Origin of the sequence: Promicromonospora sp. NPDC023987 (assembly GCF_040639055.1) — a bacterium.
In the GTDB taxonomy this organism is placed as follows: Bacteria; Actinomycetota; Actinomycetes; order Actinomycetales; family Cellulomonadaceae; genus Promicromonospora.
This window is the reverse complement of the sequence record NZ_JBEZZF010000023.1, coordinates 1-14,589: the sequence shown is the minus strand read 5'-3', so window position 1 is coordinate 14,589 and position 14,589 is coordinate 1. Positions and strand designations below refer to the sequence as shown.

General features: G+C 68.7%; 13 protein-coding genes and 1 tRNA gene. 11 read left to right on the top strand and 3 right to left on the bottom strand.

Annotation, left to right across the window (positions count from 1 at the left end; translation table 11 throughout):
* Positions 1 to 103: 103 nt before the first annotated feature.
* Positions 104 to 1,783: a BCCT family transporter gene (locus AB0F40_RS12640; RefSeq protein WP_357467431.1), complete on the top strand. Its 1,680-nt coding sequence runs from the start codon at positions 104 to 106 to the stop codon at positions 1,781 to 1,783.
* On the opposite strand, the gene AB0F40_RS12635 is transcribed toward AB0F40_RS12640, so the two are convergent.
* Positions 1,737 to 2,513, bottom strand: a complete 777-nt coding sequence (locus tag AB0F40_RS12635; protein ID WP_357467429.1) for a GntR family transcriptional regulator — start codon at positions 2,511 to 2,513, stop codon at positions 1,737 to 1,739. The two genes, AB0F40_RS12640 and AB0F40_RS12635, sit on opposite strands and share 47 nt — an antisense overlap.
* A gap of 236 nt (positions 2,514 to 2,749) precedes the next feature.
* Here AB0F40_RS12635 and ehuB point away from each other — a divergent pair, with 236 nt between their 5' ends.
* From ehuB to ehuA, 4 genes are read left to right on the top strand one after another with little or no spacing between them, the layout of a single operon-like run.
* Positions 2,750 to 3,691 carry an ectoine/hydroxyectoine ABC transporter substrate-binding protein EhuB gene (gene ehuB, locus AB0F40_RS12630; protein ID WP_357467426.1) on the top strand — a complete coding sequence of 314 codons (942 nt, stop codon included), beginning with the start codon at positions 2,750 to 2,752 and terminating at the stop codon, positions 3,689 to 3,691.
* A gap of 8 nt (positions 3,692 to 3,699) precedes the next feature.
* Positions 3,700 to 4,497: an ectoine/hydroxyectoine ABC transporter permease subunit EhuC gene (gene ehuC / locus AB0F40_RS12625; protein WP_357467423.1), complete on the top strand. Its 798-nt coding sequence runs from the start codon at positions 3,700 to 3,702 to the stop codon at positions 4,495 to 4,497.
* On the top strand, positions 4,490 to 5,137 hold the full coding sequence (ehuD, locus tag AB0F40_RS12620) for an ectoine/hydroxyectoine ABC transporter permease subunit EhuD (protein ID WP_357467420.1): 648 nt from the start codon (positions 4,490 to 4,492) through the stop codon (positions 5,135 to 5,137). Before ehuC ends, ehuD begins: the two co-directional genes overlap by 8 nt.
* Positions 5,130 to 5,909 carry an ectoine/hydroxyectoine ABC transporter ATP-binding protein EhuA gene (gene ehuA, locus AB0F40_RS12615; RefSeq protein WP_357467417.1) on the top strand — a complete coding sequence of 260 codons (780 nt, stop codon included), beginning with the start codon at positions 5,130 to 5,132 and terminating at the stop codon, positions 5,907 to 5,909. The genes ehuD and ehuA overlap by 8 nt, the downstream gene beginning before the upstream one ends.
* A 72-nt stretch (positions 5,910 to 5,981) precedes the next feature.
* On the opposite strand, the gene AB0F40_RS12610 is transcribed toward ehuA, so the two are convergent.
* Positions 5,982 to 6,054, bottom strand: a tRNA-Arg gene (locus AB0F40_RS12610).
* Positions 6,055 to 6,298: 244 nt separating this feature from the next.
* Here AB0F40_RS12610 and AB0F40_RS12605 point away from each other — a divergent pair.
* From AB0F40_RS12605 to AB0F40_RS12585, 5 genes are all read left to right on the top strand, one after another.
* The gene (locus tag AB0F40_RS12605; protein ID WP_357467415.1) at positions 6,299 to 8,071 is read left to right on the top strand and encodes an ABC transporter substrate-binding protein; all 1,773 of its coding nucleotides are present in this window, start codon (positions 6,299 to 6,301) and stop codon (positions 8,069 to 8,071) included.
* 3 nt (positions 8,072 to 8,074) lie between these two features.
* A complete protein-coding gene (locus AB0F40_RS12600) occupies positions 8,075 to 9,070 on the top strand; it encodes an ABC transporter permease (RefSeq protein WP_357467412.1) in 996 nt (331 codons plus the stop codon).
* Between the two features lie 85 nt (positions 9,071 to 9,155).
* Entirely contained in the window at positions 9,156 to 10,094 is a 939-nt protein-coding gene (locus AB0F40_RS12595) for an ABC transporter permease (RefSeq protein ID WP_357467409.1), read from the top strand.
* 1 nt (position 10,095) lies between these two features.
* Positions 10,096 to 11,046: an ABC transporter ATP-binding protein gene (locus tag AB0F40_RS12590; protein WP_357467406.1), complete on the top strand. Its 951-nt coding sequence runs from the start codon at positions 10,096 to 10,098 to the stop codon at positions 11,044 to 11,046.
* Positions 11,046 to 12,050, top strand: coding sequence for an ABC transporter ATP-binding protein (locus tag AB0F40_RS12585; RefSeq protein ID WP_357467402.1), 1,005 nt, complete (start codon positions 11,046 to 11,048; stop codon positions 12,048 to 12,050). Before AB0F40_RS12590 ends, AB0F40_RS12585 begins: the two co-directional genes overlap by 1 nt.
* On the opposite strand, the gene AB0F40_RS12580 is transcribed toward AB0F40_RS12585, so the two are convergent.
* Positions 12,040 to 12,969: a L,D-transpeptidase gene (locus tag AB0F40_RS12580; protein ID WP_357467399.1), complete on the bottom strand. Its 930-nt coding sequence runs from the start codon at positions 12,967 to 12,969 to the stop codon at positions 12,040 to 12,042. The two genes, AB0F40_RS12585 and AB0F40_RS12580, sit on opposite strands and share 11 nt — an antisense overlap.
* A gap of 209 nt (positions 12,970 to 13,178) precedes the next feature.
* On the opposite strand from AB0F40_RS12580, the gene AB0F40_RS12575 reads away from it, so the two are divergent.
* On the top strand, positions 13,179 to 14,504 hold the full coding sequence (locus AB0F40_RS12575) for a helix-turn-helix domain-containing protein (protein ID WP_357467396.1): 1,326 nt from the start codon (positions 13,179 to 13,181) through the stop codon (positions 14,502 to 14,504).
* Positions 14,505 to 14,589 lie beyond the last annotated feature (85 nt).

Sequence of the window (14,589 nt, the reverse complement as noted above, 5' to 3'; positions counted from 1 at the left end):
ACGTCCTCCCGAATTGTTGGCAGCATGCCTGCCCATTGGTTCGGTGCAAAGGGGATACCGGGTCAATGGGAATCCGCCAGTTCCCCGCGAGGAGGCGTTCTCTGTGCTGAATTCACTCGCCCGGCGGCTAGGGCTCAGGACGGACCCGGTGATCTTCTTCGTCGCGGCCGGTCTGATGGTCACCATCCTGCTGCTGCTCGTCATCTTCCCGACACCCATCGGGGAGCTGTTCACCGCGGGCCGTACCTGGGTGGTGACCAGGCTCGGATGGTTCTTCATCCTTGGCGTCTCCGTCTGGGTGCTGTTCCTGGTGTACCTGGCCATCAGCAAGTACGGGAACGTGCGACTCGGTGGCGACCACGAACGGCCCAAGTACTCCAACATCTCGTGGTTCACCATGCTTTTCGCCGGTGGTATCGGCACGGTCCTGATGTACTGGGGAGTCGCCGAGCCGATCAACCACTTCGCGTCCGCGCCACGTGGCGCGGTGCCGTTCTCCGCCGAGGCCGCGAACGACGCGATGAGCATCGCCATCTATCACCTCGGCCTGCACACCTGGGCGATCTTCACCTTGCCGGGGCTCGCCTTCGGCTACTTCGTCTACCGGCACAAGCTGCCGCTCCGGGTCAGCTCGGTCTTCTACCCATTCCTGAAGGACCGCATCCACGGACCGATCGGCAAGGCGATCGACATCTTCGCGATCCTGGGCACGCTGTTCGGCCTCGCCGTGTCGATCGGGCTGGGCACGCAGCAGATCAACACCGGGCTGGCTGACCTGACCGCGATCCCGGACGCGCTGCTGCCCAAGGTGATCATCATCTGCATCCTCACCGCCGTCGCGGTGACCTCGATCGTCGCCGGCCTCGACAAGGGCGTGAAGAACCTGTCGAACATCAATATCGGCATGGCCGTCGCGCTGATGCTCTTCGTGCTGTTCGCCGGCTCCACCGTCTTCCTGCTGCGCGAGATCATCGAGACCATCGGGCTCTACGCGCAGAACATCGTGCCGCTCGCCTTCTGGAACGACGCGCTGGCCTTCACGACACCCGAGGGCTGGGGCTGGCAGGGCGGCTGGACGGTCTTCTACTGGGCGTGGACCGTCACCTGGGCGCCGTTCATGGGCATCTTCCTGGCGCGCATCTCCCGGGGCCGCACCATTCGTGAGTTCGTCGGCGGCGTGCTGGTCGCGCCCTCGCTCTTCACCCTGGTCTGGTTCGCCGTCTTCGGCTGGTCGGCGATGCAGCTGGACGGTATCGGCTCGTCCCCGGATGACCCGCACCCCATCACGACGGCGGTGCTGGAGAACCCGGCGACGGCGATGTTCACCTTCTTCGAGGAGCTGCTCGGCGCGGGTGGCCTGGCCACGTTCATCTCGGGGCTGGTCGTCGTGATCGTGGCGATCTTCTTCGCCACCTCGTCCGACTCAGCCTCGCTGGTCGTGGACATGCTCTGCACCGGTACCGAGGACTCCGGCCCGGTCCGTCAGCGCGTGTTCTGGGGCGTCTCCGAGGGCGCCGTCGCCATCGCGCTGATCGTGCTGGCCGGGGAGACCGGGCTGGTCGCGCTGCAACAGGTGATCACGGTGGTCGGCCTACCGATCTTCATCCTGATGTTCCTGGCGATGTTCGCGCTCTGGCGAGGGCTCGCCACGGAGAAGTTCGTGACCATCCGCATGCCGCTGTCCGGCTCGAAGGTGGAGACCTTGCAGCCGGAGGCCGAAGGTGTGCGCACCAGGATCAGCCGATCGACACCCCGTCCGGTGCGTCGATCGGGCCAAGAGTGATCTCTGGGGCGTCTGCCGGCTCCTCGAACGTCTCGACGCCCTCGTCCTCCTGCCCCAGCAGGCGGGCGACGGCGCCCTCGAGCATCCGGGTGATGGCCGCCACCAGGCCGGCCTCGTCCCGTGCCTCCAGGCGCTCGACGATCAGCGCGTGCGCGTCCGCCGTGTCCTTGCGTACCACGTACTCGTCGCTCACCGTGAACGTGGCCATCCGCACCTCCACGATGAGCGTCGTCATCCAGCGCGTGAGCCAGGGGTTGCCCGCCGCGGCGACGAGGGTCCAGTGCAGGTTGAGGTCGGCGCCGCCGACCCGGCGGGCGTCCCCGGTGCCGTTCGCGGCGACGAGCTCGTCGTGCGCGCGCCGCACACCGGCGAGCGCCGCGTCGTCACCGGACCGGACGAGCAGCCGGGCCGCGGAGATCTCCACCGACTTGCGCGCCTCGTAGAGATCAGGGAGCCGCTCCCGGCTGATCGTCGCCACCCGCATCCCGCGCCCCGGCGTCGCGACGAGCAGGCCCTCCTGGACCAGTCGCTGGGCGGCCTCGCGCAGCGGGCCCCGGCTCACGCCGAGCTGGGCGGCGACGTCGACCTCCCGGATCGGCGAGCCGACGGCGAGCACCCCCGCGTAGACGGCGTTGCGCAGCTCCGTCTGGATCAGGTCGACGGTCGACGGGCGCGTGACCCTGGAGAAGGACGGGGCGGTCGTCAGCGTGGCCCGCGACGGGTGGGACATCGGTGCTCCTTCCGTGAGCGCACGTCGATGACGACATCATCCCCGGTGCGCAGACAGCTGTGTGACGACGGCGGTGTCCAGGGCGGCGCCGGTCGGGTGAACTTGTAGATTGTAGACAATCATAATGTCGAACGCTAGATTGTCTGAACGTCAGCACCGCGCTACCGTTGCAAATCGTCCGTGAACTCCAGCCCACCCAGGCTTTGCCAAGACCGCCGGGTGGCGTGAAGGGAACCATGTCTACATCAAGCGTCCGACCGCTCCGCCGGGCCGTCTTCGCGGCAGGGTCAGCACTCACCCTGGTCGCGCTGGCCGCGTGCTCGTCGACGGCTCCTAACGAAGGCGGCGAGGATGCCGCCAGCACGCTCGAACAGCTTCAGGAAGAGGGCACCGTCACCGTCGCGTTCAACGGCGAGGAGCCTTACAGCTACGAGGAAGGCGGCGATCTCACCGGCGCCACCATCGCCCTGGACCGGGAGATCTTCGGTGCGCTCGGCATCGACAACATCGAGGGCACTCAGACCGAGTGGAACTCGCTCATCCCTGGCCTGACCGCTGGTCGCTACGACACCGTCAGCGCGGGGATGTCCATCCTGCCCGAGCGCTGCGAGCAGGCTCTGTTCTCCGAGCCCGAGATCATGTACACCACCGCGTTCATGGTGCCGGAGGGCAACCCGGACAACCTGTCGGACATGCAGTCCGCGAAGGATGCCGGCGTCAAGCTCGCCGTCCTCAGCGGCGCCATCGAGTCCGGCTACGCCGACGACCTCGAGATCGAGAAGATCGAGGTCGGCGACGCTCAGGACGGGCTGGACGCCGTCACCTCGGGCCGCGCCGACGCGCTGGCCCTGACGGGCATCTCGCTGCGGACGCTCGCGGAGAAGAGCGACGCCCCGGTCGAGGTCACCGACGCGTTCGTCGCGGAGATCGACGGCGTGCCGCAGATCGGCGCGGGTGCCGAGGTCTTCCCGAAGGGCGAGGAGGAGCTGCGCGACGCCTACAACGAGGAGCTCGCGAAGATCACCGCCGACAAGGAGCGCTGGCTGGAGATCGTGGAGCCGTTCGGCTTCACGGAGGCTGAGTACCCCGTCGAGGGCCTGACCACCGAGCAGCTCTGCGAGGGTAACCTCGACGAGGTGGCCAAGGAGCTGGCTCCGGAGCTCGGCCTGGACGGCTGAGCGGGCACGTGTCGGAAAACCTTCAACATCTCGTCGATCTGCTCCCGCAGCTCGGTGAAGGAATACTTGTCACGCTCCAGCTGACCGCCGGCGGCGCGGTGCTCGCACTGCTCGTCGCTTTCACGCTGGGCTTCGGCTCGCGCGCCCACACGAAGTGGGCGCGCGTGCCGTCCCGGGTGGTGGTGGAGTTCTTCCGCGGCACGTCTCTCGTGGTGCAGATCTTCTGGCTGTACTACGTGCTGCCGCTCCCGCCGTTCTACGTCGAGCTCGACCCGCTGGCGTGCGGCATCCTCGCGCTGGGGCTCAATTACGGAGCCTATGCCGCTGAGGTGGTGCGCGGTTCGATCAACTCGGTCGCCAAAGGGCAGTGGGAGGCGGCCATCGCGCTCGACCTCGGCCCCGTGCACCGCATGCGCCGGGTGATCATGCCCCAGGCGTGGCCGCTGATGATCCCGATGTTCACCAACCTGCTGATCCAGCTGGTCAAGGGGTCCGCCCTGGCGGCGTACATCTCTCTGCACGACCTCAACTTCTTCACCAACGAGCTGCGCGACCGGACGTCGGACACGGTGTTCTCCTACACGGTCGGGCTGCTCTGCTACTTCGTGTTCGCCTACCTGCTCACCCTCGTGATGAACGCCTTCGAGGTGCGGGCGAAGAGCCGGCTGGGCGCGGGGCCGTCGCTGCGCGAGGTCCTGCGCCTCGCGCCCGTGCAGACGAAGGCCGACGTCGGTGCCGCGACCCCGGCTCCGATGGTGACCAGCCAACTGCCGCCGACGCCGAAGGGGGGTGGCCAGCATGAATGAGAACGTCGTATGGAACTGGGAACATGCCGCGGCTGTACTTCCCCAATTGCTCGAAGGCCTGCAGATCACCGTCCTCGCGACGGTGGTCGGCATGGTCATCGCGTCCGTCCTCGGGCTGCTCGTCGCCATCGTGCGCCGGTCGAAGCTGCGCGTCGTCACCTTCCCGGTCGGCTTCCTGGTCGAGTTCATCCGGTCTACGCCGCTGCTGGTGCAGCTCGTCTTCGCGAACCTGCTGTTTGCGCAGTTCCCGTCGCTGGCCATCGGCTGTGTGGTGCTCGGCATCCACTACGCGACGTACATGTCCGAGGTGTACCGCGCCGGCATCGACGCGGTGCCGAAGGGGCAGTGGGAGGCGGCCATCGCCCTGGACCTGCCGCGCTCGCGCACCTGGGGCGCCGTCGTGCTGCCGCAGGCGATCCGGAACACGCTGCCGGGCCTGGGGAACTATGCGATCTCCATGTTCAAGGAGACGCCGTTCCTGTTCGCCATCTTCGTCGTCGAGATGTACACGGCCGCGCAGCAGTACGGCGCAGACACCTTCCGCTACATGGAGGCGATCACGATGGCCGGCCTGCTCTTCCTGCTGGTGAGCTACCCGACCTCGCTGCTCGTCCGCCGATTGGAGAACCGCCTTGCCTGAGAATGACTCCACCCCTGCCATCCAGTTCCAGGGAGTCGGCAAGCGCTTCGGCGACAACGTCGTTCTCGACGGGCTGGACTTCGCGGTCGCCAAGGGCGACCGGGTCACCCTGATCGGTCCGTCCGGCTCCGGCAAGACGACCATCCTGCGCCTGCTCATGACGCTGGAGGAGGCGAACGACGGCCTCATCTACGTCGACGGCGACTGCTACACGCACGAGATGCGTGGCGACAAGCGCGTGGCCATCCCGGAGAAGCGGCGCAGCCTGGTGCGGCGCCGGGTCGGGATGGTGTTCCAGCAGTTCAACCTGTTCCCCAACATGACGGTGCTGGAGAACATCACCGAGGCGCCCATCCACGTGCTCGGGAAGCCCAAGGCAGAGGCGGTCGCCAGTGCCGAGGCGCTCCTCGAGAAGGTGGGCCTGGCCGACAAGCGGGACGCCCGCACCATGCAGCTGTCCGGTGGGCAGCAGCAGCGCGTCGCGATCGCGCGGGCGCTGGCCATGGAGCCGGAGATCCTGCTGCTCGACGAGGTGACGTCGGCGCTGGACCCGGAGCTCGTGGCCGACGTGCTCGGTGTGCTCCGCAACATCGCGGAGACCACGGACATCACGATGCTGATCGTCACCCACGAGATGCAGTTCGCCCGGGAGGTCTCCAACCGGGTGCTGATGTTCGACGGCGGAAAGATCATCGAGGAAGCACACCCTGACGAGATCTTCACGTCTCCGAAGAACGAGCGGACCCAGGAGTTCCTCCGCGCGATCCTCTGACGTCCAGCTGCTCCACAACGTGTCAGACCCTCAGGCCACCCGTGGTCTGAGGGTCTGACACGTTTCTCGGTGTGCGCCTGGGCAGACTCGAACTGCCGACACCCGCTTTAGGAGAGCGGTGCTCTATCCACTGAGCTACAGGCGCTCACGCCTCTCCTGGCGGGGAGCGACGCGTCCGCTCCCGGGCAGCACCCGGGACCGGCGCACACAGCCTAACGTCCGCCCGGCTCGGTGCGCGAAGTGCTGGGCCAGGAGCACGTCACGTTTTGGCAACATCCCTCCCAAACCTTGACGTGTCCGGTGGAAGGGCAGAACGATGCTCAGCAACCTGGCGCGACGCCGCACCGGGTCCGCACGACGGCCGTGCGGGGTGGACGAGAGGATCAATGATGTTCCTTCGACAGACCAGGTCCCGGGGCACAGTGGCCCTGGCGACGGCCGCTGTGGCGGGCTTGTTGCTCGCCGGCTGCTCCGGCGGTGGTGGGAGCGCGCCCACGCCCGCCGCCAACCCGTACGCGTCCGCCGAGGGAATGGACGCGGCGACCGAGCTCGTGGGTGAGTACCCCCGCGAGGAGACGCTCTTCACGAGTGGTACCCAGTGGGGGCCGCCGTCGTCCTGGAACCCGATCTCCGGCGCGGGGCACGCCACTGGCGCGCGCGGCCTGCTCTACGAGCCGCTGTTCCAGTTCGACCCGATCACCCTCGAGCTGACGCCGTGGCTCGCCGAGGGCGGGGAGTGGACCGACGACAAGACGTACGAGCTCACGCTGCGCGAGGGCCTCACCTGGCAGGACGGCGAGACGCTCGACGCCGACGACGTGGTCTTCACCGCAGAGCTCGGCAAGGTCGACGCCGTGCCGTGGAGCAACCTGTGGACCTGGCTCGACAAGGTCGAGGCCACCGGCGACACGACTGTCGAGTTCACCTTCTCCGACCCCCGCTACCAGGAGTGGGACAACTGGCTCTACAGCAACATGGTGCTCCCGGAGCACATCATGGGCGAGTGGTCCGAGGAGGAGCTGCTGTCCAACCCGAACGAGGACCCGATCGGGTCGGGCGCCTTCAAGTTCTCCGCCGTCGGCCAGGACCGGATGGTCTGGGAGCGCAACGACGACTGGTGGGCCAAGAGCGAGCTCGGTCTCGAGATGCCGATGAAGTACATCGTCGACGTCGTGAACACCTCCAACGAGGTGGCGCTCGGCCTGATGCTGTCCGGCAGCCTCGACCTGAGCAACAACTTCCTGCCCGGCGTCAACACGCTCGTCGACTCCGGCCAGGTCAGCACCTATTACGACGGCGAGCCGTACATGCTGGCTGCGGCGTCGGCGAACCTGATCCCGAACCAGACGCGGGCGCCGATGGACGACGTCGACTTCCGGCAGGCGCTGGCGCGGTCGATCGACGTCGACAAGATCGTCACCAACGCGTACGGCGGCCTCGTGTCGAAGGCCCACCCCTCGGGTCTGGTGCCGGCGTTCGAGGAGTACTACGACGAGGACGTCGCCGCGGAGCACGGCTTCACCTTCGACGCGGAGGAGGCCAAGTCGATCCTGGCCGACGCAGGCTACGAGGACACCGACGGCGACGGGTTCGTCGAGACGCCGGACGGTGAGCCGATCGACCTCAAGCTGATCGTCCCCGCGGGCTGGACCGACTGGATGGAGGCGGCGCGCGTGATCGCCGAGGACGCCTCGGCGGCAGGCATCAAGGTCACCGCCGACTTCCCCGACGCGGGCGCCGTGGACGACGCTCGGGCCACCGGCGACTTCGACCTGCTGATCAACGGCAACGCCGGCATCAGCAACACCCCGTGGACCTACTACAACTACGCGTTCTACCAGCCCATCCAGGAGCAGATGCTGGCGGGCAACTTCGGTCGCTACGAGAACGAGGAGGCCTGGAACCTGGTGGAGGACCTCTCGCGCACCGAGACCGGCACGCCGGAGTTCTCCGAGACGCTGTCCCAGGTCCAGGAGCAGTTCATGACCGAGCTGCCGGTGATCCCGCTCTGGTACAACGGCGCATGGGCCCAGTACAACGAGTCGCAGTGGACCAACTGGCCCAAGGAAGGCCGTGAGGACGCGTACTTCCCCGTGATGTGGAACAACTACGTGCAGATGGGCGGTCTCAACACGCTGCTCGCCCTCGAGCCGGCCTCCTGACGTATGCGCGGCTATCTCGCCCGCAAGACGCTGGTCTACGGCCTGACGTTCGTCGTAGCGGTCACGCTGAACTGGCTGATCCCCCGGCTCATGCCGGGGGATCCGGTCCAGCGGATGGTGGCGCGCGCCGCCGTCCAGCACCCCGAGACGATCGCGTCGATGACCGACTACTACGAGCGGACGTTCGGTCTGGACCTGCCGATCTGGCAGCAGTACCTGAACTACTGGGCCGCGCTGTTCCGCGGGGACCTGGGCACCAGCGTGTGGCTGTTCCCCGCGCCGGTGAGCGAGGTCGTGCTCGCCGCCGTCCCGTACACGCTCGGCATCATGATCCCCGCCATCCTGCTGAGCTTCGTGGTCGGGAACAGCGTGGGCGCGATGGCGGCGCGCAGCCGCTGGCTCGACAACGTCGCCCTGCCCGTCGGCTACCTGATCACGGCGATGCCGTACATGTGGCTGGCGATCCTGCTCGCGTGGGGCTTCGGCGTGGCGCTCGGCTGGTTCCCCGTGGCGGGCGGCTACGACTTCGGCCTGGTGCCGCAGTGGACGTGGTCGTTCGCGCTCGACCTGCTGCAGCACTGGGTGCTGCCGTTCCTGTCGCTCTTCCTCGTCGCGCTCGGCGGCTGGGCGATCGGCATGCGGAACCTGATCATCTACGAGCTCGAGTCGGACTACTCGAACTACCTCGCCGCCCTCGGTGCCCCGAAACGGCTCATCCGGCAGTACGCGTTCCGCAACGCGATGCTGCCGCAGATCACGGGCCTGGCGCTGCAGCTGGGCACGATCCTGGGCGGTGCCCTGGTGACCGAGATCGTGTTCGCGTACCCGGGGCTGGGCAAGCTCGTGCTCTCGGCCATCCAGAACCAGGACTTCTTCCTGCTGCAGGGCACCCTGCTGTTCGTGGTGATCGGCGTGCTCGTGGCCAACTTCGTGATCGACATCGTCTACGTGCTGGTCGATCCCCGCACGCGGACCGGACTGACGGGGGCCACCGCATGAGCCGGAGGCGCAGTGGAGGGTGGGGGCCGAGGTACGAGGCACGCGCCCGTAGCGGAGCCGCAGACTCATGCGGAAGGAGAACGGTATGACGGCGACACAACCGACCGCCGGACCCGGGGCCGAGGCGAGCGAGCAGCCCGGTGTGGCCGGGTCGCCGAAGGGCGGCCGCAAGGCAGGGGGAGACACCCGCGAGACGCTGTACTTCGCGCTCCGCAACCCCAAGGTGCTGATCGGCGCCGTCGTGGTGGTCGCCTTCCTGCTGCTCGGGCTGATCGGGCCCGCGTTCCTGAAGTACGCACCGATGGACTACGCGGGGCCGCCCATGGCGCCGCCGTCCGCGGACTTCCCGTTCGGCACCACGACGTTCGGCCAGGACGTGTTCGCGCAGTTCGTCGCCGGCCTGCGGTCCACGTTCCTCGTGGGCCTCCTCGGCGGTGGGGTGGCCGCCGTGATCGGCATGACGATCGGGTTCGTCGCGGGCTACCGCGGCGGCCTGATCGACGAGCTGCTGAACATGCTCACCAACGTCGTGCTCGTGATCCCCGGCTTCGTGGTGCTCATCATCATCAACGCCTACCTGGGCGTGCGGAGCGTCCCGATGCAGGCGCTCTACATCGGCATCTTCAGCTGGCCCTGGGTGGCGCGCGCGGTGCGCTCGCAGACGCTGTCGCTGCGCTCGCGCGACTTCATCGACCTGGCGCGGCTGTCCGGCGTGGGGGTGGGCACGATCCTGCGGCGCGAGGTGGCGCCCAACATGTACTCCTACCTCTTCATGACGTTCGTGCTGCTGTTCGGCGGGTCCATCCTCACGGCGGCGTCGCTCGACTTCATCGGGCTCGGCCCCACCAACGCGATGTCGCTCGGTCTGATGATGAACCAGGCGGTGCAGTGGAGTGCGCTCCATCTGGGGCTGTGGTGGTGGTTCATCCCGCCGGGGCTGGGCATCACGCTCATCGTGGGCTCGCTCTACATCATGAACGTCGGCCTCGACGAGGTCTTCAACCCCAAGCTGCGGGAGATGTGACATGGCCCTGGCTGTGAACGACCTCAAGGTCTGGTACCGCACGCTGCGTGGCGACGTCAAAGCCCTCGACGGCGTCACCTTCGAGGTGGCCGACGGAGAGATCATGGGCATCGCCGGCGAGTCCGGCTGCGGCAAGACGACGCTCGGCAAGGCCCTGATCCGCCTCGACACCCGCATGAAGCACGTGGGCGGCACCGTCGTCCTGGACGACGACGAGCTGCCGCTGGCCGACGACGCCGCCATGCGCCGCTACCGCTACCGCGAGGTGTCGCTCATCCCGCAGTACGCGATGTCGGCGATGAACCCGACCCGCAAGATCGGCCGGATGATCCGCGACCTGCTCGCGGCGCACAACGTCCGGTACGCCGAGGTGCTGCCGGAGCTCGAGCGGCGGCTCAAGCTCGTCGGGCTGGAGACCGACGTGCTGAAGCGCTACCCGATCGAGCTCTCCGGCGGCATGAAGCAGCGCGTGGTGCTCGTGCTTTCGACGCTCCTGAACCCGTCGCTGCTGATCGGCGACGAGGTGACCTCCGCGCTCGACGTGTCGTCCCAGAAGGCCGTCGCCCGGGCGCTCGTCGAGTTCCGTGACCACGGCTTCGTGAAGTCGATGATCGTCATCACGCACGACATCTCCGTGCTGTTCCAGGTCGCCGACACCATCCTCGTCATGTACGCGGGGCATCTTGCCGAGAAGGCGCCGGCCAAGACGATCATCAACGCTCCGCTGCACCCGTACACCAAGATGCTCATCGGGGCGCTGCCCAAGGTCGGCGACCGGTACGAGGAGCAGCAGCTCGAGGGGATCGAGGGGCGGCCGCCGTCGCTCCTGGAACCGCCCGCAGGCTGCCGGTTCCGCGACCGCTGCCCCCTGGTGCACGACAAGTGCGCCGAGGCGCCGCCCTTCCGCGAAGTGGCCGAGGGACATCACGTCGCGTGCTGGGCGGTGAGCTGATGCTCACGCTCCACGAGCTCGACAAGGTCTACCGGACCGGCACCTTCGGCACCTCCGACCTGCACGCCGTACGGCAGGTCAGCCTCGACGTGCGGCGCGGCGAGGTCGTGTCGCTCATCGGCGAGTCCGGCAGCGGCAAGTCGACCATCGGCAAGATGGTGCTCCACCTGCTCAGCTCGACGGGTGGCACCATCACGTTCGACGGGCGCGACGTCACCAAGCTGGGGTTCCGCGCGCGCCGCGACTACTACCGCAAGGTCCAGGGCGTGTTCCAGGACCCGTTCAGCTCGTTCAACCCCATCTACAAGGTGGACCGGACCTTCGAGACCCTGCGGCGCTCCTACTTTCCGCGGGTCGCGTCGGGGGAGTGGCGGGAGAAGCTGGACGGCGCGCTCGCCGCGGTCACGCTGGAGCCCGACGACATCCTCGGCAAGTACCCCCACCAGCTCTCGGGCGGGCAGCTCCAGCGTCTGCTCATCGCGCGCGCCCTGCTGCTCGACATCGAGCTGCTGGTCGCCGACGAGATCATCTCCATGCTCGACGCCTCGACCCGCATCGACGTGCTCAACCTGCTGGGCGAGCTCAAGGGGCGCGGCCTGGGCATCCTGTTCGTCACGCACGACCTCTCGCTCGGCAACTACGTCTCCGACCGGGTGGTCATCCTCTACAAGGGGCGCGTGGTGGAACGGGGCGATACCACCGCCGTCTTCGACGACCCGCTGCACCCCTACACGCGCGACCTGCTGGCCTCGGTGCCGCACCTGGACCGGACGTGGGAGGAGGTCGAGGCGGAGGAGGCGGAGCGCACCCGTCGCCTCGCGGGGCGGTGCCTGTACCACGAGGACATCACGGCGCAGGGCCGGTCGCTGGGCGACGAGGCCGAGTCCGTGGACGGCGTGCCCAACGGCCTGGGGCTGGTCGAGCACGCGCCCGGCCACTTCGTGGGGTGCTTCCGCAAGGCGGCGGAGGAGGACTGCCCGGCCGGGCCGGCCGTCAAGCCTTGACCAGCACCGGGACGCCAGGATCCAGGTCGGTGAGCACCTCGAAGTCCTTAGCTGTGAGCCGGACGCAGCCGTTGCTCACCGCCTGGCCCTGGCCGACGCCCACGTGGAGCGCGGTGGCGGCGTAGTCGTTGCCGAAGAACCCGTCCAGGGCCTCGCTCTGCATCGACAGGAACACGGACAGGCCGGTGTTCACCGCCTCCGTCACCGTGAAGACCTGGGTGAGCCCCTGCGGCGTCGGCGTCTCGGACGCGCCGATGGCGGCAGCGAGCTGGTCGCTGGTGCCGTCGGCGTGCTCGACCGTCACGGTGCGGTCCGACAGGTCGACCACCACGGACCGCTTCTCCCGCTTCAGGTCCACGTCGCTCGCACGGAGCCAGCCTGCTGTTCCGTTGACCTTCTCGGGATCGTCGGAGGGTAGGGCGCCGCGTCCGTACGGGACGAGCACCTTGACCCACCCCGACCGGCGCTCGAGGACGAGCCAGCGGGCGTCGGCGTCGTAGTAGCTGGACTCGAGGGCGAGGACCGGTGCCGTGGTCACGTCGGGTTCCGTCCAGACCGGGATCCGCGCGTCCTTCGGCTCCGCCACCGAGCCCGGCAGGCCCGTCAGCGTGTTCACCTCGGCCCGCGGCAGCTCGCGGGGCAGGATCCCGTCGATGTCCGGCGCGGGGAGGGACCGCAGGGAGTAGGTCGCGGGAGTCGGCTCCGGCTTCGACGGGGCAGGGCTGGCCGACGGCGACGGGCTCGCCGACGTGACCACCACCGCCGCGGCGTCAGCGTTGTCGGCCGGCCGCGTGCCGGCCCAGAGCGCGGTCCCGAGGAGCGCGACGGCGAGGATGCCACCCACCCATGCCCAGGTGTGCCGGGCGGGGGAGCGGCGTGTCCCCGGCCCCGCCGTCGGCTCGCTGTGCTGCTCCGTCATGGTGTCCCTCCGTGAGCCTGCGCTGCCCGCGCAGGTGGCCGTGCGTGTCCATGGTGCCCTGGTCGTCCGCCCGGCGCAGCCGAGCAACCGACGATACCGGGTTGTCACTCTTGTCCGATATCTTCGTGTCCGCCCGAATCTCTGGGTACCTGAACTGTTGCAGAAACTGTTGCAGACGCCCCGCCAGCCCTCGACCTAGGAGTCAACCCGTGGCCCCCGCCGACCGGACGTTCCCCGTATCGACCGTCCCGACGCGCCGTTCCCGCAGACTGGTCCTCACCGGCGCGATCTCCGTCGCCCTCATCTCGACCGGGTCCGCGTACCTGGCGATGGTCCAGTTCGGCATCGACGTCCTCGCCATGAACCAGGGCACCGCGTACGCGACCGCCGGTGTCTTCGAGCTGTCCCTCGTCACCGTCGCGCTCCTGGCCCGCGAGGCCGCCCGGGACAACCGGCCCGGCGGCACCCTGCTCGCCCTGACCTGGGCCCTCTCCTCGGCGTCCGGCGTGTTCGCCGCGTGGCACGAGGCGTACATCGGCCACCCGGTCGGTGCTGTCGTGTTCCGGTTCATCGTGCCGCTGCTCGCCGCCCTCATGTGGCACCTCGCGCTGATCGGTGACCGGCACCTCGCCACCGGCACCTCCTGGTCCGCGATGCGGCAGTCGGCGCGCATGCACGCCCTCTTCCTCTCCACGGAGGACCTGTTCCGGGCGCAGAGCCTGAGCGACGGGTCCAGGGCAGCCCGCCGTCGGCTCGCCCGCGCCGAGGCCGGCCGTCGTCGGGCACGCTCCGTGGCGCTACGCACCGTCCCGCCGATGGAGATGCGCGCCCAGGTCGCCGCGTGGTGCGAGGCGCTCGCCGCCGTCGGCGACGGCACGGCCGACGTCGCCCGCCTGCACCTCGCCGACCGGCAGCGGCTGACCGGCATCCTCGTCGACGCCGAGCCCATGGACGGGCGGGTGTCCAGCGAGCTGGGGTCCGGGGCCGACGTGGGGGCGCCCAGGTACGAGGGCCGGGCCGCCGACGCCATCGCGGCGGAGTTCGGCGAGGGCCGGACCGTGGCGGGGCGCGACGCGGGGGTGGACGAGAGGGACGCGGTCGGCAGGGCTGGGCTCGACGGGGCCGGGTTCGACGGGGACGGCTTCGACAGGGACGGGCTCGACGGGGGCGTGTTCGACGGAGAAGCAGCCGACAGGGACAGGGGGCGTAGGCCCGCACGGCGTAGCGCCGCTCTCGACATGCGCCGGCAGAGCGTGAGCGAGCGAGCGCCGGGGCCTGAGCCGGTCCCGGCCGAGCCGGCGGAGGCCGCCGACCGGGCCACGGCGAACGTCCGGGAAGCGATGCCGCGTCGTCGCCCGCCGCGCCGGAACACGCAGCTCGGCACGCAGGACGCAGAACGCATGATCGACCTGCGCGCCAAGGGCCGCACGGTACGGGAGGTCGCGGAAGTGGTCGGCGTCAGCGAGTCGACGGTGCGCAAGCGGCTGCGTGAGTACACGGCGACGGGCTCGATCCCGATCGTCACGGCCCGCTGATCGCTCTGTTGTCAGCTGAGTTCGGTCGGTTGGGATGAGATCGGTCAGTCAACCGACCGATCTCATCCCATGCGACCGATCTCAC

Coding starts and splice junctions, on each gene's coding strand:
- AB0F40_RS12635 (WP_357467429.1), bottom strand. CDS start 2,513: ATGTCCCACCCGTCGCGGGCCACGCTGACGACCGCCCCGTCCTTCTCC.
- ehuB (WP_357467426.1), top strand. CDS start 2,750: ATGTCTACATCAAGCGTCCGACCGCTCCGCCGGGCCGTCTTCGCGGCA.
- ehuD (WP_357467420.1), top strand. CDS start 4,490: ATGAATGAGAACGTCGTATGGAACTGGGAACATGCCGCGGCTGTACTT.
- AB0F40_RS12605 (WP_357467415.1), top strand. CDS start 6,299: ATGTTCCTTCGACAGACCAGGTCCCGGGGCACAGTGGCCCTGGCGACG.
- AB0F40_RS12600 (WP_357467412.1), top strand. CDS start 8,075: ATGCGCGGCTATCTCGCCCGCAAGACGCTGGTCTACGGCCTGACGTTC.
- AB0F40_RS12595 (WP_357467409.1), top strand. CDS start 9,156: ATGACGGCGACACAACCGACCGCCGGACCCGGGGCCGAGGCGAGCGAG.
- AB0F40_RS12590 (WP_357467406.1), top strand. CDS start 10,096: ATGGCCCTGGCTGTGAACGACCTCAAGGTCTGGTACCGCACGCTGCGT.
- AB0F40_RS12585 (WP_357467402.1), top strand. CDS start 11,046: ATGCTCACGCTCCACGAGCTCGACAAGGTCTACCGGACCGGCACCTTC.
- AB0F40_RS12580 (WP_357467399.1), bottom strand. CDS start 12,969: ATGACGGAGCAGCACAGCGAGCCGACGGCGGGGCCGGGGACACGCCGC.